Here is a 21139-nt window from a genome sequence, read left to right on the forward strand (position 1 = left end):
ACCGATGAGGTGCCTTTTTTGTGCTTGCTCGTCCGGGCGCAAGCGCTTCGAACTTCTAGCGCTTAGAACTTGTAACCCACCCCGACCATGTACACCCACGGATCGACGTCCACGTTCACTTTGGTCCGGCCGACACCCAATGCAGACGGGCCGTCCAGCGTGGCTTGGGTGTCGATGTCCACGTACCAGACGGCGGCGTTGACCATAATCTTGTCCGTCAGCATGTAGTCCGCGCCGATCTGTCCGGCCCAGCCCCAGGAGTTCTTGATGTGCAGGTTGTTCATGCCCTGGCCTTTGCGTTCGCTGCTCAGGTTTTCGTCGTAGAACCAGGTGTAGTTCACGCCGACACCGGCATAGGGCTGGAATTTCGAGGTCGCGTCCATCGGGTAGTACTGCAGCGACAGGGTAGGCGGCAGCTGTTTCACGTCCGCCAGCTTGCCATCCAGACCCGGCCCAAGACCTTTGACCGCAACGGTGTGCTGAAAGGGCGTTGCCGCCAGCAGCTCAAGGCCCACGTGATCGGTGAGCATGTAGGCGAAGGCCAGCCCCAGTTGAGTGTCGCTGTCCAGCGTCGCTTTGGTGCCCGGGACTTTGGTGCCGTCCAGCTTCAGGTTCCCGCTTTCTTCGTTGGGCGCCGTGGTGGCGGCACCGGCGCGAATAATAAAATCACCGGCCTGGTGGGCGTGAGCAGCGAGGGGGACACCGAGTGCAAGCGCGAGCAGGGGCACGCTGAGCAGGGACTTGTGCATAGGGGCTCCGTAAGGGCATAAAAAGTTATGGCCTATGTTACGAAGCGTCTAGTCCGCGGTTTTTGACCTGGCTCAATGAAAACGTTAATTAAGGCGGCTCAAGATCATAGGGTCGACGCCCGTGTCGGCGTAAACACAGCCTGTGGGAGTGAGCTTGCTCACGAAGACGGCGGTCCAGGCGCTAGAAGTGCAGCGATTCTCTTGTCCCCTTCGCGAGCAAGCGCGCTCCCACGAGGACTGCGCGTGTCCGTCAATGCGCCTTCTGCTAACGACCCTTACTGCTCATCCGGCATTTCGTAGACCAGAATCTTGTTTGCTTCCATCTGGTAACCGGCATCGGCCAACTCGCTGGTCGACGGTTTCACCTGCATCGGGCCTTCGATCCAGTAGGGTTGGTACAGCTCATCCACCTTGACGCCCAGTTCGCTGGTCACGTGGACGATCTGATTCGGCGGCGGTGGAGGCACATGAATGCAGGCGCCGAAATACGGGACCAACAGAAACTCCGTCACCCGGCCTTCCTCGCTGACTTCCAACGGCACGATGTAACCCGGCAGCCGCACTTGCTGGCCGTCCAGCGACTTGACCACCGGCGCATGGGGCGCCAATTGATGAGCGGCGGGCGCGGACTCGACTGACAGCGTATCCGCCATGCTCGACAGATTGTGCATCGGCGTGGTGATCAGCTTCACCGGCGGCGCGTCGGGCGGGATCATCTCCTGCCACGTCAGCACTCGCAGGTCCTGCGCCCACAACGGCGTCGCGACGAGCATCATCAACAGCATCCAACCCGTCCGCATCACAACGACCTCATAATCGAATCGACAACCCGTCTGCCAGCGACTGACGATAGGCTCGCCATGCGGGCACGGTGCCCATCAATACGGCAGCGCCGAGAATGCCTGCCAGTAGCGTCCACTCGTACGTGCTGGGCAGGGACAGCGGCAGGTACAAACCGTAATTGGCCTGCACGTAACCCTGCGCGGAGGCGATGCCGATGTAAAGCAGCGCCAGCCCGCAAACTGAACCTCCTAGCGCCAGGGCGAAGGCTTCCAGCACCAGCAGACTGGCGATGTGCCAAGGCCGTGCGCCCACCGAGCGCAGGATCGCCATCTCCCGACGCCGCTCGTTGAGGCTGGTGAGAATCGCCGTCAACATGCCGATCAGCCCGGTCAGTACGACAAACAGCGAAATCACGAACAGCGCTTTTTCAGCCGTGCCCATGAGGCTCCACAGCTCCTGCAGCGCCACCCCGGGGAGGATCGCCAGCATCGGCTCGCCGCGGAACTCGTTGATGTCGCGCTGCACGGCGAAGGTCGCAATCTTGCTGTTCAGCCCAAGCATGAACGCGGTGATGGCGGTGGGCGTGAGGTCCATGTTACGGGCCTGGTCGGCGCTGATACGCCCGGCGCCTTGGGCGGGCACGCCGTTGTGCCAGTCGATGTGAATCGCTTCCATACCGCCGAGGCTAATGTGCAGCGTGCGGTCCACCGGCGTGCCCGTGCGTTTGAGAATGCCGACGACGGTGAACGGTTTGTCGTCATGCTTGACCAGACTCACCGTCGCCACGCCATGGGCCAGCACCAGTTTGTCGCCCAGCTTGTAATGCAGCGCGTCGGCCACTTCCGCGCCGAGCACCACTTCGAACGGGTCGGTGGCGAACGGTCGGCCGTCGGCCAGCTCCAGGTGTTGCTGACGACCGTACTGGTAATGCTCGAAATACGATTCGTTGGTGCCCATCACGCGATAGCCGCGATGGCTGTCCCCGAGGGAAATCGGGATCGCCCACTTCACCTGCTTGCTGTTGGCGAAGTGCTCGAAACTGTCCCAGCGAATGTTGTTGGTGGCGTTGCCGATGCGGAACACCGAGTAGAGCAGCAGGTTGACCGAGCCCGAGCGCGCGCCGACGATCAGGTCCGTCCCGCTGATGGTGCTGGCGAAACTGGCGCGTGCTTCGGTGCGCACCCGCTCTACTGCCAGCAGCAGGCAAACGGAAAGGGCAATGGCGAATGCGGTGAGGAAGGCAGTAAAGCGGCGGTTGGCGAGGCTGGCCAGCGCCAGACGAAGAAGATACATCTCAAACCTCTGCAGCGGCGGCGGCGCGATTGAGTTCGGCCAGCGACAGGTTGCGATCGAACAGCGGCGCCAGGCTCTGATCATGACTGACGAACAACAGGCTCGCGCCGGCCTCGCGGCATTCGGTGAACAGCAACTGGATGAACGCTTCGCGGGCGTCGGCATCCAGCGCCGACGTGGGTTCGTCGGCGATGACCAGTTCCGGCTGGCCGATCAGGGCGCGAGCGGCAGCAACCCGTTGCTGCTGACCGATGGACAGCGAGTCGGCGCGGCGGCTGAGCATTTCAGGGTCTTTCAAGCCCAGGTGAGCGAGCAGCGTTTCAGCCGCTTTGTCGACGCTGCCGTGGCGTTGGGTTGCCCGCTGCGTGCGTAATTTGGAAAAACGGCACGGCAGCTCGACGTTCTCGCGCACCGACAAAAACGGCAGCAGGTTGAACTGCTGAAAGATGTAGCCCGTGTGATCGACACGAAAGCGGTCCCGCGCCCCGGCCGAGAGCTGCGTCAGCTCCTGACCGAGCAGGCGAACGCTGCCGCGACTGGGGCGCTGCACGCCGCCCAGCAGACCCAGTAGCGTGGTTTTGCCGCTGCCACTGGGGCCTTTGAGGAACAGTGTCTCGCCAGCATCGAGGCGAAACGCCGGAATGTCCAGCAGCTGCGGATGCCCCGGCCAGCTGAAGCCGAGTTCGGACAGTTCAATGAGCGCTTGAGTCATGACCACACGTGCGTCTGAAAGTGATCGACCGGGAGGCCCGGCCGTTGAAGAAACGGTGCTGGTTAAAACTTGACCACCGGATTGCTCGGACGCACTTCAGCGCCCATCTGGCGTTTCGGTGTCACCAGTTGCACCTGAATGGTCTGGGTGGCCGGGAAGCTTTTGAACAGTTGGGTCAGATCAAGCTTGTTGAGCACGTTCGGCGCGCTGCAGGTGAATTGATAGTGGCCGTGGATTTCGCTGTGCTCGTGTTCAGCGGCGTCGCCATCGGCGTGGTCGTGATCGTCGTCATCCTTGTCGCCGAACAGCGTGCTTTCAACCCGCTGCTTGGTGGCGGTGCACCCGGCCGCTTCCGGAAGACTGAACAGCGCGTGGGGCTTGAGCAGGGTTTCCTTGGCCAGAGCAAGCGTCATCTTGTCTGCGTCAGTGGTTGCCGGGTGCTCGAAGCCGACGATGTTCATTGCAGGGGTGTCGAGTTCCAGTTCCAGCGTGCGACCGTCCAGCGCCATATCCAGCCGCGCGACACCGTGCACATGCGCGCCGAGACTGCCGTGCTCATGATCGTGGTCATGTTCATCGGCCGCTTGAGCAGCGGCGAGGGGCATCAAGGCGAAGGGCAGGGCGAGCAGCAAACGACGCATGGGGGGAGCTCCGAGGGCAAGGATGAAAGTTGTTATGTGATCTTATAACAATGTGTTGCGTCGTTTCTTAACTTTTTCAATCAGCTTTGTAGGTGCGTGGGCTGTCAGGGATCGCGTGCAGGTCGCCAATTCCTGTGGGACCATGCCGGTCCGCCCAATAAAGGACACACCCCATGCTGCGAATCCGTGGAACCGTCGGCGATCTGCCGGTGGATCTGACTGTGGAAATGGACGACGCCGACTGGGCCCGGCTGGGCATCCAGCTGGGCGCGCAGGTGCAGGAAACGTCTGCGCCCGCTGGTACGCCCGTCAAGCCTGCGGCCAGTCGCAACGATGCTGTCTGGGATATCGCTCAAGCACTGCTGCGCAAGGCAGGTCATCTGACCGGGCCGGATCTGCTCGGTCAGCTGGAAGGTCTGTCGGGCAGCACCGCTGCGGGCAAACGCCTCATGGTGCGCATGCGTCACAGCGCCAACGTGAAAGTGGAAAGCCAGGGCGACACGCCGGTGTACCACTGGATTGAGTGATACACACGGGCGTTTTGGACCCGTGCAGGACGGGCTTTAGCCGGGAAGGCTAGTAAAGCGCCGCAAACAACCGACGACGATAGGTCGTGACCAACGGGTGATCATTCCCCAGCAGGTCAAACACCTGCAGCAGCGTCTTGTGCGGTTGGCCTTCGTTATAGCTGCGGTTGCGGATGAACAGCTTGAGCAGTCCTTCCAGCGCGGCTTCGTATTGCTGGCGGGACAATTGCTGGATCGCCAACTGGTGCGCAGCTTCATCGTCCTGCGGGTTCTGCGCCAGGCGCGACTTCAAGTCAGCGACGTCAGGCAACGCGGCGGCTTCAGCCAAAAACGTCAATTGCGCCTTTGCCCCGGCCAGCGCGGCTTTGTGCTCATCGCTCTTCACCGCGTCCAGCACCGTGCGCGCTTCTGTCAGCTCGCCGCGTTCGGCCAGGCAGCGCGCATACAGAATCAGCGCGGCGGCGTTGGTGTTGTCCTCGGCGAGGATGGTCTGCAGGACCGCTTCGGCTTCGGCAAAATGGCTCTCGGCGAACATCGCCTGCGCGGTTTTCAGCGGGTCGGCGGCGGCTGGCGGCGGCATCTGCACATGGGGCTCAAGCAGCGCGCGGATTTGCGATTCAGGCTGGGCGCCGGAGAAGCCATCGACCGGCTGGCCGTCCTTGAACAGCACCACGGTGGGCAGGCTGCGAATACCGAAGCGCGCCACGATGTCCTGTTCAGCGTCGCAGTCGACCTTGGCCAGCAGCAATTCGCCCTGATAACTCTCGGCAATCTGTTGCAGCAGCGGCATCAGCACCTTGCACGGCGCACACCACTCAGCCCAGAAATCCACCAGCACGGGTTTGTGAAAGGAATTTTCGATGACCATCTGATCGAAAGTGGCGGTGGTCGCATCGAAGATATACGGCGTGTCCTGGCTCATCGCGGGTCTCGAAAAAAGGCTTGATGGCGCGAACTATAAAGGGCTGGGGGGATTGTCGGAAGCGGGGTTGATGCCTGTCGCTAAATTGCAGGCGCGAAGCAAGTCATGACCGGGTCGCATGATAAAGACTCACCCTGCGAAACTCCCACGGCTCGGCCAGATCCGGCAGCGTCAGCGCCTCCAGAATTCCCAACCGCGTATAAAGTGGGTGCTGAAAATCCCGCACCCGGGAATCAGCCACCAACGCCTGTTTCCCACGACTGAGAAACTGATCCAGCAGCGGAAGGTTGGCGCGGTCGTACAGCACGTCCGCCACCAGGATCAGGTCGAAACGATCTTCCTCGGCAAAGAAGTCGCCCGAATATTCAAGTGTCACGCCATTCAACTCGGCGTTGGCCCGGCAGGCCTCGATCGCCAGCGGATCGAGATCGCAGGCAACTACTTCAAAGGCGCCGGCTTTCATCGCCGCAATACCTGCGACACCCGAGCCTGCGCCAAAATCCAGCACCCGCTTGCCCGCGACCCAGTGCGGCTGCTCGGCGAGAAAGCGCGCCAGCGCCAGGCCACTGGCCCAGCAGAAACTCCAGTAAGGCGGGTCTTCAAGAATGCGCCGGGTTTCCTCAGGGCTGAACGCGCGATCCATATTGTTCGCGTCGATCAGCCACAACTTCAGGTCCGTCCCCGGCAGCGCTTCGGCGACCAGTTGCGCATCGCCCAGCAGCTCGCTCAGTGCGGCTTGCAGGTGAAGCGGAGCGATCACGGCGCGGGAGCGAATTGCAGCTGACCCAGCGCCTGAGTGGTGGGTTGAGTGATCAGCACGGACGGCAGATGCAGAATCAACTGACCCGACTTGCTGGCACGACCGCGCAATTCGACACGCGCGCCGACCGGGAAAGCTTCCGGATTGAAGCGCAGCTGGAACGGCAGCGACTGGTTGTTGCCCATCAGTTTGGTGCTGGTCAGCAGCTTCTGCGGGCGATTGCGATCGTCGATCACCAGCAGCGCCAGCTCGACTTCTGCGCCGGCCGGCACGCCCAGCAACTGGCCGCTCAGTTCGCGCTGGAATGGCTGCAACGGACCTGGCCCTTCCGGCAGCGTGATGGCGTTAGGGGCAGGCTTGGCGGGCGCGGCAGGTTTCGGCGCCTCGGCCGTGCTGCAGGCAGCGAGCAAGGCCACAAGGCTGATTACAGCAAGCGTACGTAGCGTCATGAACAGCTCCAGAAAAAGCAGAAGGCGGGCGAGATAGGTGCGGGATGGCGCAGTATCGCTGAGTGCAGCGGGTTTCACCGCACTGAATGCGCGTCTATATACCTTAAAGCCCCGGACTTGTCTTGCCAGCGAGATGCGCTACCATGGCCCTCCCTTTTTTTGTTGCCTGCCACCATGCACTGTCCCTTTTGCGGTGCCAACGACACCAAAGTCATTGACTCGCGCCTCGTTGCTGAAGGCGATCAGGTTCGCCGCCGCCGCGAATGTGTCGCCTGCGAAGAACGCTTCACGACATTCGAAACCGCTGAACTGGTTCTGCCCCGGCTGATCAAGCAGGACGGCAGTCGTCAGCCCTTCGACGAAGAGAAGCTGCGTGCCGGCATGCAGCGTGCGCTGGAAAAGCGCCCGGTCAGCGTCGAGCGGCTGGAAGCGGCCCTGGCCCATATCAAAAGCAAGCTGCGCGCGACCGGCGAGCGCGAGGTCAAATCGCTGATCGTCGGTGAGTTGGTGATGGGCGAACTGCAAAAACTCGATGAAGTGGCTTACATCCGCTTTGCCTCTGTTTATCGGCGGTTTCAGGACCTCAACGAATTCCGCGAAGAAATCGACCGGCTGGCCCGCGAGCCGGTCAAAGAGTGAGCATGACCTCCACAGAGCAAAGCGTGCTCGACGCAGCCTATATGGCGCGGGCGCTGGAACTGGCGCGCAAGGGCGTCTACTCGACGCACCCCAACCCGCGTGTCGGCTGCGTGATCGTGCGTGATGGCGCCATCGTCGGCGAAGGCTGGCACGTGCGCGCCGGTGAACCCCACGCCGAGGTGCATGCCCTGCGCCAGGCGGGCGACAAGGCCAAGGACGCGACCGCTTACGTCACCCTCGAGCCCTGCAGTCATCATGGCCGCACCCCGCCGTGCGCCGACGCGCTGGTCAACGCCGGTGTGGCGCGTGTGGTGGCCGCGATGCAAGACCCCAATCCCGACGTCGCCGGCCGTGGCCTGTTGCGCCTCATGGGCGCGGGAATTGCGGTACAGAGCGGCGTGCTCGAAAGCGAAGCGCGGGCGCTGAACAAAGGTTTTCTCAAACGCATGGAACACGGCCTGCCCTACGTGCGGGTGAAGCTGGCGATGAGCCTCGACGGGCGCACGGCCATGGCCAGCGGGGAAAGCCAGTGGATCACCGGCCCCGAAGCGCGCTCGGCTGTGCAGCGCCTGCGAGCCCAGTCGAGTGTGGTGCTGACCGGCGCCGATACCGTGCTGGCCGACAACGCGCGACTCACCGTTCGGCCTGACGAATTGGGCCTGAACGCCGAACTCACCGCATTGTCCGCGACCCGACCGCCGTTGCGCGTGTTGATCGACGGGCGTTTGCGGGTGCCCCTTGATGCGCCTTTCTTTAAAGCGGGCAATGCGCTGGTAGTGACTTGCGCGGCAGCCTCAGCCCGCGAGCGCTACCACGACGAAGGCCACGAAATGCTGGCGCTGCCGAGCAGTGGCGGACACGTCGACCTGCGCAAACTGCTGATAGAACTGGCCGCCCGCGGCGTCAACGACGTGCTGGTCGAGGCCGGCCCTAAACTCGCCGGCGCGTTTACCCGGTTGGGCCTGGTGGATGAATACCAGATCTTCGTGGCGGGCAAGTTCATGGGCTCGTCGGCGCGACCGTTGCTGGACCTGCCGCTGGCGCAAATGAGCGAAGCGCTCGAACTCAAGATTGTCGAAATGCGCGCGGTCGGCAATGACTGGCGAGTCATTGCGATACCCGCGTCGCACCCCGGCGTATAATTCCGGCTTCCGCGCTCAGCGCTGGCCCTGTTTTCCAGGAGCACCCATGTTTACCGGCATCATCGAATCCATCGGCAGCATCCGCGCCATCACTCCGAAAGGCGGCGACGTCCGCGTTTACGTAGAGACCGGCAAGCTCGACCTTTCCGACGTCAAACTGGGCGACAGCATCGCGGTCAACGGCGTCTGCCTGACCGCCGTTGAACTGCCGGGCGACGGCTTCTGGGCTGACGTCAGCCGCGAGACCCTGAACGTCACCGCGTTCGTCGATCTGAAGACCGGCAGCCGGGTCAATCTGGAAAAAGCCCTGACCCCGACCACCCGCCTGGGCGGCCATCTGGTCAGCGGCCACGTCGACGGAGTCGGCGAAGTAGTGTCCCGCGAGGAAAACGCCCGTGCGATCCAGTTCCGCCTGCGCGCCCCCCGCGAGCTGGCCAAGTACATCTCCCACAAAGGCTCAATCACCATCGACGGCACCAGCCTGACCGTGAATGCGGTCAACGGTGCCGAGTTCGAGCTGACCATCGTGCCGCACACGCTCGCCGAAACCATCATGGGCGACTACCGCCCGGGCCGTAAGATCAACCTGGAAGTCGACCTGCTGGCGCGTTACCTCGAGCGTTTGCTGCTCGGTGACAAAGCGGCCGATCCGACGCCGGCCCAGGGCGGCAACATCAGCGAAAGCTTTCTGGCCGCCAACGGCTACCTCAAATCCTGAATTGAAGGGGGTGCCGCGTGGCGCTCAACAGCATCGAAGAACTGGTTGAAGACATTCGCCAAGGCAAGATGGTCATCCTCATGGATGACGAAGACCGCGAGAACGAAGGCGATCTGATCATGGCCTCCGAGTGCGTCAAGGCCGAGCACATCAACTTCATGGCCCGTTACGCCCGCGGCCTGATCTGCATGCCGATGACCCGCGAGCGCTGCGAAACCCTGAAACTGCCGCTGATGGCGCCGCGCAATGGCTCGGGCTTCGGCACCAAGTTCACCGTGTCCATCGAAGCCGCCGAAGGCGTGACCACCGGGATTTCCGCCGCCGACCGCGCGCGCACCGTTCAGGCGGCTGCGGCCAAGGACGCGAAAGCCGAAGACATCGTCAGCCCGGGCCACATCTTCCCGCTGATGGCCCAGGCCGGCGGCACGCTGTCCCGCGCAGGCCATACGGAAGCGGCGTGCGATCTGGCGCGCATGGCCGGTTTCGAACCGACCGGCGTGATCTGCGAAGTCATGAACGACGACGGCACCATGTCCCGTCGTACTGAGCTGGAAGCTTTCGCGGCCGAGCACAACATCAAGATCGGCACCATCGCCGACCTGATCCATTACCGGATGATCCACGAACGTACCGTTCAGCGGATTGCCGAGCAGCCTCTCGACAGCGAACTGGGCCATTTCAATCTGGTGACCTATCGCGATTCCGTCGAGGGTGACGTGCACCTGGCGCTGACGCTGGGCAAGATCTGCGCGGAAGAAGCCACGCTGGTTCGCGTGCACAACATGGACCCGCTGCGCGACTTGCTGATGGTCAAACAGCCCGGCCGCTGGAGCCTGCGCGCTGCCATGAAGACCGTGGCCGAGGCCGGCAGCGGTGTCGTGCTGCTGCTCGGTCACCCGCTCGACGGCGACACGGTTCTGGCCCATGTGCGTGAAACCGCCGGCGGCACACCGATCAAGACCCCAACCACTTACAGCACCGTCGGTGCCGGTTCGCAGATCCTTCGTGACCTCGGCGTGCGCAAAATGCGCCTGATGAGTTCGCCAATGAAGTTCAATGCGATATCCGGTTTCGATCTGGAAGTTGTAGAATACGTGCCCTCCGAATAAAGACCGGCAGGTGACAGGTCCCGACAGCGCTTAGCCGTTGGTGGTTTTGTCCCTGCAGTCGCCCGATTCGTGGCCTAAAATCCCTGAAAGCGCGCGCCCGATGCGCGCTTTCATGCTCTTTAATACGAGAACACGAGACTCAGCCGAATGACCCTGAAGACCATCGAAGGTACCTTCATCGCCCCCCAAGGTCGCTATGCCCTGGTGGTTGGCCGCTTCAACAGCTTCGTCGTCGAAAGCCTTGTCAGCGGCGCCGTTGATGCCCTGGTTCGCCATGGCGTGAGCGAAAGCGACATCACCATCATCCGCGCACCGGGCGCGTTCGAAATCCCGCTGGTTGTGCAGAAGGTCGCTCAACGCAGCGAATTCGCCGCCATCATCGCGCTCGGCGCCGTCATCCGTGGCGGCACCCCGCACTTCGAATACGTCGCTGGCGAATGCACCAAGGGCCTGTCCCAGGTGTCCATGGAGTTCGGTGTGCCGGTCGCATTTGGCGTCCTGACCGTCGATTCCATCGAGCAGGCGATCGAGCGTTCCGGCACCAAGGCCGGCAACAAAGGCGCTGAAGCTGCCCTGTCCGCCATCGAGATGGTCAGCCTGTTGGCGCAGTTGGAGGCCAAGTGATTAACGACGAAAGCGATCAGTTCAACCCGCGTGATCCACGTGCGGCCGATGCTGGCAAACCATCGAAAAGCGAGAAGCGCCGTGCGGCTCGCCAGATGGCCATGCAGGCCCTGTACCAGCGCCATATGGCTGGCCAGTCGCTGAACGAGATCGAAGCACAGTTTCGCGTCGACAACGATTTCACCTCCGTTGATGCGAGCTATTTCCACGACATCCTCCACGGTGTCCCGGCCAATCAGGACAAGATCGACGCGGCGCTGGCCCCTTGTCTGGACCTGACCATCGAAGAGCTGGACCCGGTTGAGCTGGCGGTATTGCGCCTGTCGACCTGGGAACTGCTGGAGCGCATCGACGTGCCGTACCGCGTGGTCATCAACGAAGGCATCGAGCTGGCGAAAGTCTACGGTTCGACCGACGGCCACAAGTTCGTCAACGGCGTGCTCGACAAGCTGGCTCCGCGTTTGCGCGAAGTCGAAGTGAAGGCGCACAAGCGCTGAGGCTTCTGGGTTTCTCCAGAACCTGAGCGTTTCCGCCATGGGCGAGTTCGAGCTGATCCGCAATTACTTTGCCGCTGCGCCCTGCGCGCAGCCCGGCGAGGGCGTTGCCTTGGGGATCGGCGACGACTGCGCTCTGTTGTCGGTGGCCGCTGGCGAGCAACTCGCCATTTCCACTGACACGCTGGTCGCCGGGGTGCACTTCCCCGACGTCTGCGATCCTTTCCTGCTCGGTCAGCGCGCTCTCGGCGTGTCGGCCAGCGACCTGGCCGCCATGGGCGCCAGCCCCCTCGCATTTACCCTTGCCCTGACCCTGCCGCAGGTTTCCGCCGAGTGGGTGGAAGCGTTCGCCCGCGGTTTGAACACCATGGCCCAGGGCTATGGCCTGCGCCTGATTGGCGGTGACACGACACGCGGGCCTCTGAGCCTGACCCTCACCGTCTTTGGCACCGTCCCGACCGGACAGGCCCTGACTCGAAGCGGCGCGCGGCCTGGCGATTTGCTGTGCGTAGGGGGTCCCTTGGGCGACGCGGCCGGGGCGCTGCCGTTGGTGTTGAACCAGCGCAGCACCGAGGCGTCTACCACTCAGGCCTTGCTGGCGCGTTACTGGTCGCCGCAGCCGCAGTTCGAACTGGGCATCGCGTTGCGCGGCAAGGCCAGCGCGGCGCTGGACATCTCCGACGGACTGCTCGCCGATTGCGGACACATCGCCACGTCATCGGGCGTACGCTTGCTCGTTGAGCGCGACCAAGTGCCAATGTCTGACGCGCTGCTGAGGTTTCTCGGGCCTGATGCGGCGTTGAATGCCGCGCTCAGTGGGGGCGATGACTACAGACTGGCCTTCACGTTGCCGCCATCATGGCTGGCTGAACTTCAGGCTGCTGGCTTGCCTGTTTTCGCTCTGGGTCGGGTGGTCGAAGGCCACGGCGTGGCGCTGATCGACGCACTTGGGCAGGACGTCACCCCGTCGACTCGGGGCTATCAACACTTTCAGGAGACACGGTGACAGATCATCCTAATCAGGTCCCGGCGGAAAACGTTCCTCCGTCGGTATGGACCAATCCGTGGCATTTCCTGGCCTTCGGTTTCGGCTCCGGCACATTGCCCAAAGCGCCCGGCACCTGGGGCTCAATGGTCGCCGTGCCGTTTATCCCGCTGTGGCAAATGCTGCCGGACTGGGGCTATTGGCTGGTCCTTGGCCTGACCATCCTGTTCGGCTTCTGGCTGTGCGGCAAGGTGGCGGACGACCTGCGCGTTCACGACCATGAAGGCATCGTCTGGGACGAAATGGTCGGGATGTGGATTACTTTGTGGCTGGTACCCGAAGGCTGGGGCTGGCTGCTGGTGGGCTTTCTGGTGTTCCGCTTTTTCGACATTCTCAAGCCCTGGCCCATTCATTGGATCGACAAGCATGTACACGGCGGCGTCGGCATCATGCTCGATGATGTCCTGGCCGGTGTGTTCGCATGGCTGGCGATGCAAGGGCTGGTCTGGCTGTGGGCCGTGATGTAGGGGCTACGCTCATGAGGCGTTCAGGTGGGGGATGGCTGCTCGCTGTTTGGTTGCTGATGACAAGCGTCTGGGCGACTGCCGATGCGGAAACCCCCGCACTGATGCCCGACAAGCCCTCCGACATCCTGCTGGTGAGCGAGCACTGGATTGGGTACACCGAAACCGATGGCACCGGTCTGGGTTGGGATCTGATGCGTGAGATCTTCGAGCCGGCCGGCGTGAAGGTGGAGCAACGCATCGAGCCTTATACCCGCGCGGTCGGGCTGGTGCAGCGCGGCGAGGCCGATGCGTGGATTGCCGCCTACAAGGATGAGGTCGAGGGCACGCTCTACTCGAAGTGGAACTACGACACCGACGAGATTTACACGCTGGGTCTGGCCTCCAAGCCGCTTCCTTCTCTGCAGACGGTGGGCAAATACCGTTTGGCCTGGGTGCGTGGCTACGAGTATCAGCACTATCTGCCCAACGTGACGCACTTCAACGAGGTCGCCCGGCGCGATCACATTCTGCCGATGCTCGAATACGGGCGCGCGGATCTGTATATCGATGCCAAACCGGAAATGGACTTCGTGCTTGCCCAGAGCAACGATCCTCAGCGTTATCGACTGACCTATCTCACCTCCATTCCTTTGTATCTCAGCTTCGCAGACAACCCACGAGGGCGCGCGCTGCGCGATCTATTTGATGCGCGCATGAGCAAACTGTTGCCCAGCGGCAGGCTTCGGCCAATCTTTGCGCGCTGGAAGCATCCATATCCGTTCGATTCAGACGATGCTCAGCCCCGCGCTGGCGTCAGCCACTGATCAAACGTGTTGATCTGATTGGCCAACAATTCAGCCTAAGCGTCTGCCGGAACCTGCTGTTACAATGTTGCGAATTTCCAGCCCTCATACTGATCAGGAGCACCCGGTGCCCGTCGTATTTGTCGCGGCTTCCAAGCTGCCTACCCCCTTTGCCACTTTCAAGATGAACGGCTTTCTCGAGCAGGAAAACGGTCGCGAGCATGTCGTGCTGACCCTCGGCGATGTGTCGGATGGCGCCCCGGTGCTCGGTCGTGTGCATTCCGAATGCCTGACCGGTGATGCGCTGTTTAGTCAGCGCTGTGATTGCGGTTCCCAACTTGAAGCGGCGTTGCGCGCCATCGCCGCTGAAGGCCGTGGCGTGCTGTTGTACCTGCGCCAGGAAGGTCGCGGCATTGGGCTGATGAACAAGATTCGCGCCTATGAATTGCAAGACGGCGGTGCCGATACCGTTGAAGCCAACGAGCGTCTGGGCTTTGCCGCTGACCAGCGTGATTACGCCATTTGCCTGCCGATGCTGGAACATCTGGGCATCAAGTCCCTGCGGCTGATGACCAATAATCCGCGCAAGGTCAAAGCGCTCACCGACATGGGCATCACCGTCGCCGAGCGCGTGCCGCTGCACACCGGCCACAATCCGCACAACAAGCTCTATCTGGCGACCAAGGCCGGCAAGCTGGGTCACATGATGGGCAACGAGCATCAGAGCGAAGTCGATCCGGCGTGACACTCGGCAGTCTCTGCTATTGCCCGACATGACCTGGAGACGCTTGATGCGCCCACTGATTGGCTGCCTGCTGTTGCTGATCGCCTTTCAGGCCAGCGCTGCCCAGCGGGTGGTCAGCCTCGCACCCTCTCTTACCGAAATCGTTATCGAACTGGATGCCGCCGATTTGCTGGTCGGCATCCTCGATGGCGGCCCGCGTCCGGTGAGGGTCACCGGCCTGCCTTCGGTGGGTCGATACGGGCAGCTCGACATCGAGCGCCTGCTCAGTTTGCAGCCTGATCTTCTGCTGCTGTGGCCCGGCAGCGTCAGCGCGGCCCAGCGCGATCAACTCAAGCGCCTGAACATTCCCACCTACACCGCCGAGCCTCACACGCTGAAAGAACTGGCTGATCAGATCGAGCAGATGGGCGAGCGCCTTGGCCGCGCTGACCGTGGACGACAGGCAGCGAACGATTTCCGTCAGCGATTGGCCGGATTGCGTGAGCGTTATCGCCGCGATGTCCCGCTGAAAGTCTTTTACCAAGTGTGGGATCAGCCGCTTTACACCGTAGGCGGCGGGCAGATCATCAGCGATGCACTGACCGTCTGCGGCGCACACAACGTGTTTGAAGACCTGACGCTGCCAGCGCCGCAGGTGAGTATCGAATCAGTGCTGCAGCGTGACCCGGATGTGATTTTGGCCAGCGACGCTGCGTTGTTGCCGGCATGGAAAACCTGGTCGCAGTTGATGGCCGTGAAAGCCGGTCGCCTGTTTGCCGTGCCCGATAAAGGCTTAGAACGGGCAAGCGGACAGATGGTGGGCGCGGTGGCAAAGTTGTGCCGCGTGATGGCGCCAGATCGCTAGATCAGGCGGATGCAAATCTACAGCTCCGGCGTCCAGGTCACGCCAAACATCCACGTCCGACCCTCTTCGCGATAGCCGTAATTGCTGCCATCGAAGCTGTACAGCGTGCGGCTGTAGCGTTTGTCCAGAGCGTTATCCAGCTTGAACTCCAGCTTCACTTCGTCGCTGGCTTTCCAGCTGCTGCGCAAACCGAACAGCGAGTAGCCGCCGATATGCTGGGTGTTGGCCTCGTCGTTGTAGCTGTCACTGACGGCCTGCCAGCTGGCACCGACGCCTAGGCGATCAAACTGCCGATCAAGATCGAGATTCAAAGTGCGGCGAGCGCGACGGTTGAGCGTATGGCCGGTGTCTCGGTCACGTGGGTCGATGACCGACGCGCCGAGCTTGCCGGTCCAGCCGAACAACTGCTGCTCAAGGGATGCTTCGAAACCATTGATCCGTGCCGAGCCGATATTTTCAGGGCGAAAGTCGCTGTCGAGAGCAATCGCGTCCTGCAGGTCCGTGCGATAGAGCGAGGCCTCAAGGCGAGAGGTTTCGCTCAGGCGACTGCGCCATTGCAACTCGTAGGTTTTCGAATGCTCTGGTTTGAGATTCGGGTTGCTGAAGTCCGGGTAATACAGGTCATTGAATGTCGGCGCGCGGAAGCCCTCGCTGTAGGACAGCAGCACATCGTTGGCGTCATTGAGCGGCACGGTGAGCGTGCCGCTCCAGGTGTTCTGACTGCCGAACTGCTCATTCTGATCGTGGCGCATGCCCAGCTCGGTCGAAAAGTGCTCACCTTTGAAACGATGCTGAATGAACGCCGCGCGGTTCCAGCGGCTGTCCTCGTCGAACGCCGTGCTGCTGTTGACGCGGTCTTCGTACCAGTCGCCGCCCAGCATTAGGCTGTTGCGCTCGTCCAGGGTCAGATCGTTCTGCCAATTGACCGAGTCGCGGTAGGTGTTGAACACGTAGTGATCGTCGCTCAACTTATCCAGCGTCTTCTCGCGGTTTTCGCTATGGCCGAGCTCCAGGCGGGTTTTCCAGGTCTGGTTGATGCGGGCATCGACGTAGGTGCCGAGGCTGCTCAGGTCAAACTTGCTGTACTGCTGCTGCCCCACGGTATCGAACGTGACCGGTTCGAACAGGCCGAACGGATTGTCGAACTCGGTCTTGCCCCGATTATCCAGAGCGTTGAAGCCGACCTCCACGTCGTCGCTGAGCCAGTGGCTGAGGTTGAGGCTCAGGGATTTATTGCGGTAGGCGTCGTGGTCGTCATCGCTGGCGAAGGACGGGCCAGTGCGGTCGATGCCTGCCGTTTGATCCAGGCTGGTGCTGAGGTTGAAGTGCGTCTGCTGATCGCCGCCCGACAGGCCGAGGCTCTGCTGCTGCGTACCTCGATTGCCGAAACCCGTATGCAGGCGTGCCTGAAGGCCTTGCTCGGCGCCCCGTCGGGTGAAGATCTGGATCACGCCGCCAATGGCGTCAGCGCCGTAGATGACCGAACGTGACCCGCGCAGCACTTCCACGCGCTCGATCTGCTCGACGTCGAGGTATTGCAGGTTACTGTCCGCCGACGTGGCATTGGCAATACGCTGGCCATCGACCAGCACCAGACTCTGCGCGGCCTTGGTCCCGCGAATGAAAATTCCCGGCAGACTCCCGCGACCGCCGCTGGGCGCGACTTGCACGCCGGGCACGCGACTCAACAGGTCGGTGACGCTACTCGGTTGCAGCCGCTCGATGTCGGCGCGGGTGAACACAGTGTTCGCCGCGCTACTGGCGTCACGTTGCTCAACCTGGCGATTGGCGCTGATCAGCACGTTGTCCAGCTTCAAGGCGCTTTCGCGATCAGGCTGATCGGCAAAGGCCTGCGTGGCGGGGATGAGGGAGAAGGCGAGGGCGAGGCGGGAAAGGGTCATTTTTTGTACAACCAGGCTGTCTGACACACATGGCCCCAGTGGGAGCGAGCTTGCTCGCGAATGCTGGGTTACAGGCGATGAGGATACGTTGAACGGGCAGACGTCTTCGTGAGCAAGCTCACTCCCACAGGATTCGCGTTTGTTAGCCGATTGCGGTGTACAACCACAACAGGACAGTCTCACGCCTCCCATCAACCGGACAATGCCAGAGATGGGCCTGCTGACAAATTAACTGTGGGAGCGGGCTTGCTCGCGAATGCTGGGTTACAGGCGATGAGGATACGTTGAACGGGCAGACGTCTTCGTGAGCAAGCGCACTCCCACAGGATTCGCGTTTGTCAGCCGATTGCAGTGTACAACCACAACAGGACAGTCTCACGCCTCCCATGAACCGGACAATGCCAGAGATGGGCCTGCTGAAAAATTAACTGTGGGAGCGAGCTTGCTCGCGAATGCTGAGGGTCAGGCGATGAAGATGTATCGAAGGCACGAATGTCTTCATGAGCAAGCTCATTCCCACAAGTTCGAGGAGTGGCACAGCGATTCGGCGCCACTCCGGTCGAGCCTGCAAGTGCCTACATCTTCAGCAGGCGCTGGTTGATCGACGCTTCGATCCCGGCGGCATCCAGCCCGCACTCTGCCAGCATCTGCGCCGGTTTTGCGTGCTCGACGTACACATCCGGCAGGCCCAGGTGCAGCACTGACTTGAGAATGTTCTCCCGCGCCAGGAACTCGCTGACCGCCGCGCCTGCGCCACCCATGATGGCGTTTTCTTCGATCGTCACGAGCAAGTCGTGGCTGCTGGCCATTTTGCGCACCAGTGCCTCATCCAGCGGTTTGACGAAGCGCATGTCGACCACGGTCGCGTCGAGCTTCTCCGCCACGATCAGCGCTTCGGTCAACTGCACGCCGAACACCAGCATGGCAACTTTGCTGCCTTGACGACGAACCACGCCCTTGCCGATTTCCAGCGGTTCGAGACTGCTCTCGATCACCGCATCGGGGCCGTTGCCGCGTGGGTAACGCACGGCAGCGGGGCCTTTGAACAGGTGACCGGTGGTCAGCATCTTGCGCAACTCGTTTTCATCGCTCGGCGTCATGATCAGCATGCCGGGGATGCAACGCAGGTACGACAGATCGAAACTGCCGGCGTGGGTCGGGCCGTCCTCGCCCACCAGACCCGCGCGGTCGATGGCGAACAGCACGTCCAGATTCTGCACGGCGACGTCATGAATCAGCTGGTCGTAACCGCGTTGCAGGAACGTCGAATAGATCGCCACGACTGGCTTGGCGCCTTCGCAGGCCATGCCCGCTGCCAGCGTCACCGCGTGCTGCTCGGCGATGGCAACGTCGAAATAGCGCTCCGGGTAACGTTCGCTGAATGCCACCAGATCCGAGCCTTCTTTCATGGCGGGCGTGATGCCGACCAGACGCTCGTCCGCTTCAGCCATGTCGCACAGCCACTGGCCGAATACGCCGGAATACTTGGGACCGTCGGCTTTCTTGGGCACGACCGGTGCGTTCAGCGGATCGAGCTTGGTGATTGCGTGATAGCCGATCGGGTCGACTTCAGCCGGTGCAAAACCTTTGCCTTTCTTGGTTACCACGTGCAGGAACTGCGGACCCTTGAGGTCACGCATGTTGCGCAGGGTGGCGATCAGGATAGGCAGGTCGTGGCCGTCGATCGGGCCGATGTAGTTCCAGCCGAGTTCTTCGAACAGCGTGCCGGGCACCAGCATGCCTTTGGCGTATTCCTCGGTACGACGGGCGATTTCCCACGCGCCGGGCAACCGCGACAGCACTTTCTTGCTGCCCTCGCGCATGCTCGCGTACGTGCGGCTTGAGAGGATTTTCGCCAGATAATTCGACAGCCCGCCAACGTTGCGCGAGATCGACATGTCGTTGTCGTTGAGGATCACCAGCATGTCGGCGTTCACTTCGGGCGCGTGGTTCAGCGCCTCGAAGGCCATGCCGGCGGTCAGTGCGCCGTCGCCGATCACGGCAATGGATTTACGCTCACTGCCTTGCAGCCGGGAGGCGATCGCCATGCCCAGCGCGGCGCTGATGGAGGTGCTGGAGTGACCGACGCCGAAGGTGTCGTATTCGCTCTCGCCGCGACGCGGAAATGCCGCCACACCGCCTTTCTGGCGCAAGGTCGACATCTGCTCGCGACGACCGGTGAGGATCTTGTGCGGGTACGCCTGATGACCGACGTCCCAGACCAGCCGGTCGTCGGGGGTATCGAAGACGTAGTGCAAGGCCACGGTCAGTTCGATGACGCCGAGGCCGGCGCCAAAGTGGCCGCCGGTCTGGCCAACGGTGTAGAGCAGCTCCAGGCGCAGTTCGTCCGCCAGGGCTTCAAGCTCTGCTTCACCTAAGCGGCGCAGGCCGTCCGGCGTCACTGCCTTGTCGAGCAGGGGCGTGGACGGGCGCTCGCGGGGAATCTCTTTGAACGTCGTGGGCATCAGGCGAATCGTTATAAGTAAAAGAGGCGGCAGTTTACCTGATGCATTGCCGGCTGCGCACGATGTGCAGCAATGCGATGTTCAGGGGTAACGTTTACCGGCGAAATCGGGCAGCGGCAGCAAGGGCCGCCTGCACCCGATAATTGCTATGACCTGCGCTTAGTTGCGGCGTTCGACGATATAACGCGCCAGGGCCCGCAAGGGTTCGGCGGCCGCGTCGAACGGTCGCAGCGCCACGAGGGCCTGGTCGCGCAACTCAAGTGCGTAATGTTTGGCTTCTTCCAGGCCGAGCAGCGCGGGGTAGGTCGGCTTGTCACGAGCGATGTCGGCGCCCTGACGTTTGCCCAGCGTGGCGGTATCGCTCTCGACATCGAGAATGTCGTCCTGCACCTGAAACGCCAGGCCGATGGCGCGGGCGTAGATCTGCAGCGAATCAAGCTGGACCTGGGTTGCATTGCCGCTGGCCAGGGCGCCGAGCCTGACGCTGGCTTCGATCAGTGCGCCGGTCTTGTGCCGGTGCATGAATTCAAGCGCCTTCTGGTCGAGCTTGAGTCCGACCGAGCCGAGATCAATAGCCTGCCCGCCGACCATGCCGGCAGGGCCGGATGCACGGGCGAGGGTGGCGACCATTTTCAGCCGGGTGTCGGCGTTTTGCGGGGTCAGTGCGTTGTCGCTCAGCACGCTGAACGCCAGGGTCTGCAGGCCGTCGCCAGCGAGGATCGCGCAGGCCTCGTCAAAGGCTTTGTGGGTCGTGGGCAGGCCACGACGCAAATCGTCGTCGTCCATGGCCGGCAGGTCGTCGTGCACCAGCGAATACGCGTGAATCAGCTCCACCGCGCAGGCTGCGCCGCTGGCGTGCTCGGCGTTGCCGCCCAAGGCTTCGCAGGCGGCGTAAACCAGCAGCGGGCGCACGCGCTTGCCGCCATTGGTGACGCTGTAGCGCATAGCGGCGTAAAGGCGGGTTAATTCAGGGGCGGGCGCATCGAACAGAGTCTCCAGCGCCGCATTGACGCGAGCCTGGCTGAGTGCCTGATACGCCGCGATCATTCCGGCTGTTCCGCGTCGAACGGCTCTTCGGCGAGCTCGCCGTCGCGCTCCAGCAAGACCTGCACTTTCTGCTCGGCCTGGGCCAGCGCGCTCTGGCACTCGCGGGTCAGGCGGATGCCTTGTTCGAAGGCGGTCAGTGAGTCTTCCAGCGACAGCTCACCGTTCTCCAGACGCTCGACGAGCGTTTGCAAATCCGTGAGGGACTGTTCGAAATCCAGTGCAGCTTTCTTGCGGGCCATGGCGGCTATCCCGGTAGACGTTAAACCGGCGCGACACTAGCA

General features: G+C 62.2%; 24 protein-coding genes. 12 read left to right on the top strand and 12 right to left on the bottom strand.

Going from position 1 to position 21139, the window contains the following annotated elements; translation table 11 throughout:
* Positions 1-62 precede the first annotated feature (62 nt).
* The 5 genes from AC3ISG_RS02515 to AC3ISG_RS02535 form a co-directional block, all read right to left on the bottom strand.
* Positions 63-749 (bottom strand): OmpW/AlkL family protein, encoded by a 687-nt coding sequence (locus AC3ISG_RS02515; RefSeq protein WP_122536836.1) that lies wholly within the window; start codon positions 747-749, stop codon positions 63-65.
* Positions 750-1024: 275 nt separating this feature from the next.
* The gene (locus tag AC3ISG_RS02520) at positions 1025-1534 is read right to left on the bottom strand and encodes a DUF3299 domain-containing protein (RefSeq protein WP_420793037.1); all 510 of its coding nucleotides are present in this window, start codon (positions 1532-1534) and stop codon (positions 1025-1027) included.
* 25 nt (positions 1535-1559) lie between these two features.
* Positions 1560-2825 carry an ABC transporter permease gene (locus AC3ISG_RS02525; RefSeq protein WP_108121501.1) on the bottom strand — a complete coding sequence of 422 codons (1266 nt, stop codon included), beginning with the start codon at positions 2823-2825 and terminating at the stop codon, positions 1560-1562.
* Position 2826: 1 nt separating this feature from the next.
* Complete coding sequence (locus AC3ISG_RS02530) at positions 2827-3537, bottom strand: ABC transporter ATP-binding protein (RefSeq protein WP_489298432.1); 711 nt, start codon at positions 3535-3537, stop codon at positions 2827-2829.
* Positions 3538-3599: 62 nt separating this feature from the next.
* On the bottom strand, positions 3600-4178 hold the full coding sequence (locus tag AC3ISG_RS02535; protein WP_272631543.1) for a DUF2796 domain-containing protein: 579 nt from the start codon (positions 4176-4178) through the stop codon (positions 3600-3602).
* Positions 4179-4351: 173 nt separating this feature from the next.
* On the opposite strand from AC3ISG_RS02535, the gene AC3ISG_RS02540 reads away from it, so the two are divergent.
* On the top strand, positions 4352-4705 hold the full coding sequence (locus tag AC3ISG_RS02540) for a hypothetical protein (RefSeq protein WP_272631541.1): 354 nt from the start codon (positions 4352-4354) through the stop codon (positions 4703-4705).
* 49 nt (positions 4706-4754) lie between these two features.
* Here AC3ISG_RS02540 and trxA read toward each other — a convergent pair whose 3' ends face one another.
* The 3 genes from trxA to AC3ISG_RS02555 form a co-directional block, all read right to left on the bottom strand.
* Complete coding sequence (trxA, locus tag AC3ISG_RS02545) at positions 4755-5627, bottom strand: thioredoxin (RefSeq protein WP_122536842.1); 873 nt, start codon at positions 5625-5627, stop codon at positions 4755-4757.
* 103 nt (positions 5628-5730) lie between these two features.
* The gene (locus AC3ISG_RS02550) at positions 5731-6387 is read right to left on the bottom strand and encodes a class I SAM-dependent methyltransferase (RefSeq protein ID WP_205486565.1); all 657 of its coding nucleotides are present in this window, start codon (positions 6385-6387) and stop codon (positions 5731-5733) included.
* Entirely contained in the window at positions 6384-6836 is a 453-nt protein-coding gene (locus AC3ISG_RS02555) for a hypothetical protein (protein ID WP_489298433.1), read from the bottom strand. The genes AC3ISG_RS02550 and AC3ISG_RS02555 overlap by 4 nt, the downstream gene beginning before the upstream one ends.
* 174 nt (positions 6837-7010) lie before the next feature.
* Here AC3ISG_RS02555 and nrdR point away from each other — a divergent pair, with 174 nt between their 5' ends.
* From nrdR to AC3ISG_RS02610, 11 genes are all read left to right on the top strand, one after another.
* Positions 7011-7475: a transcriptional regulator NrdR gene (gene nrdR / locus AC3ISG_RS02560; protein WP_065988433.1), complete on the top strand. Its 465-nt coding sequence runs from the start codon at positions 7011-7013 to the stop codon at positions 7473-7475.
* 2 nt (positions 7476-7477) lie between these two features.
* Positions 7478-8617 carry a bifunctional diaminohydroxyphosphoribosylaminopyrimidine deaminase/5-amino-6-(5-phosphoribosylamino)uracil reductase RibD gene (ribD, locus tag AC3ISG_RS02565; RefSeq protein WP_489298434.1) on the top strand — a complete coding sequence of 380 codons (1140 nt, stop codon included), beginning with the start codon at positions 7478-7480 and terminating at the stop codon, positions 8615-8617.
* A 46-nt stretch (positions 8618-8663) separates the two neighbouring features.
* Positions 8664-9335 (top strand): riboflavin synthase, encoded by a 672-nt coding sequence (locus AC3ISG_RS02570; RefSeq protein ID WP_122536846.1) that lies wholly within the window; start codon positions 8664-8666, stop codon positions 9333-9335.
* A 17-nt stretch (positions 9336-9352) separates the two neighbouring features.
* On the top strand, positions 9353-10444 hold the full coding sequence (ribBA, locus tag AC3ISG_RS02575; protein ID WP_192173801.1) for a bifunctional 3,4-dihydroxy-2-butanone-4-phosphate synthase/GTP cyclohydrolase II: 1092 nt from the start codon (positions 9353-9355) through the stop codon (positions 10442-10444).
* Positions 10445-10591: 147 nt separating this feature from the next.
* Positions 10592-11068: a 6,7-dimethyl-8-ribityllumazine synthase gene (gene ribH, locus AC3ISG_RS02580; protein WP_037017809.1), complete on the top strand. Its 477-nt coding sequence runs from the start codon at positions 10592-10594 to the stop codon at positions 11066-11068.
* Positions 11065-11565, top strand: a complete 501-nt coding sequence (nusB, locus tag AC3ISG_RS02585) for a transcription antitermination factor NusB (RefSeq protein WP_065988429.1) — start codon at positions 11065-11067, stop codon at positions 11563-11565. Before ribH ends, nusB begins: the two co-directional genes overlap by 4 nt.
* Before the next feature lie 37 nt (positions 11566-11602).
* Positions 11603-12568 carry a thiamine-phosphate kinase gene (gene thiL, locus AC3ISG_RS02590; RefSeq protein WP_489298435.1) on the top strand — a complete coding sequence of 322 codons (966 nt, stop codon included), beginning with the start codon at positions 11603-11605 and terminating at the stop codon, positions 12566-12568.
* Positions 12565-13074 (top strand): phosphatidylglycerophosphatase A family protein, encoded by a 510-nt coding sequence (locus AC3ISG_RS02595; RefSeq protein ID WP_346627625.1) that lies wholly within the window; start codon positions 12565-12567, stop codon positions 13072-13074. The genes thiL and AC3ISG_RS02595 overlap by 4 nt, the downstream gene beginning before the upstream one ends.
* A 56-nt stretch (positions 13075-13130) precedes the next feature.
* Positions 13131-13877 carry a substrate-binding periplasmic protein gene (locus AC3ISG_RS02600; protein ID WP_489298436.1) on the top strand — a complete coding sequence of 249 codons (747 nt, stop codon included), beginning with the start codon at positions 13131-13133 and terminating at the stop codon, positions 13875-13877.
* Positions 13878-13983: 106 nt separating this feature from the next.
* Positions 13984-14601 carry a GTP cyclohydrolase II gene (gene ribA / locus AC3ISG_RS02605; RefSeq protein ID WP_163022095.1) on the top strand — a complete coding sequence of 206 codons (618 nt, stop codon included), beginning with the start codon at positions 13984-13986 and terminating at the stop codon, positions 14599-14601.
* Between the two features lie 46 nt (positions 14602-14647).
* The gene (locus AC3ISG_RS02610) at positions 14648-15445 is read left to right on the top strand and encodes a cobalamin-binding protein (protein WP_489298437.1); all 798 of its coding nucleotides are present in this window, start codon (positions 14648-14650) and stop codon (positions 15443-15445) included.
* A 17-nt stretch (positions 15446-15462) separates the two neighbouring features.
* On the opposite strand, the gene AC3ISG_RS02615 is transcribed toward AC3ISG_RS02610, so the two are convergent.
* The 4 genes from AC3ISG_RS02615 to AC3ISG_RS02630 form a co-directional block, all read right to left on the bottom strand.
* On the bottom strand, positions 15463-17346 hold the full coding sequence (locus AC3ISG_RS02615; protein ID WP_489298438.1) for a TonB-dependent receptor domain-containing protein: 1884 nt from the start codon (positions 17344-17346) through the stop codon (positions 15463-15465).
* A gap of 575 nt (positions 17347-17921) precedes the next feature.
* Entirely contained in the window at positions 17922-19811 is a 1890-nt protein-coding gene (gene dxs, locus AC3ISG_RS02620) for a 1-deoxy-D-xylulose-5-phosphate synthase (protein ID WP_489298439.1), read from the bottom strand.
* A gap of 159 nt (positions 19812-19970) precedes the next feature.
* A complete protein-coding gene (ispA, locus tag AC3ISG_RS02625; RefSeq protein ID WP_489298440.1) occupies positions 19971-20858 on the bottom strand; it encodes a (2E,6E)-farnesyl diphosphate synthase in 888 nt (295 codons plus the stop codon).
* A complete protein-coding gene (locus tag AC3ISG_RS02630; RefSeq protein ID WP_062384761.1) occupies positions 20855-21097 on the bottom strand; it encodes an exodeoxyribonuclease VII small subunit in 243 nt (80 codons plus the stop codon). The genes ispA and AC3ISG_RS02630 overlap by 4 nt, the downstream gene beginning before the upstream one ends.
* Between the last annotated feature and the right edge of the window lie 42 nt (positions 21098-21139).

The sequence above is a fragment of the Pseudomonas sp. GL_135 genome (genome assembly GCF_057834665.1).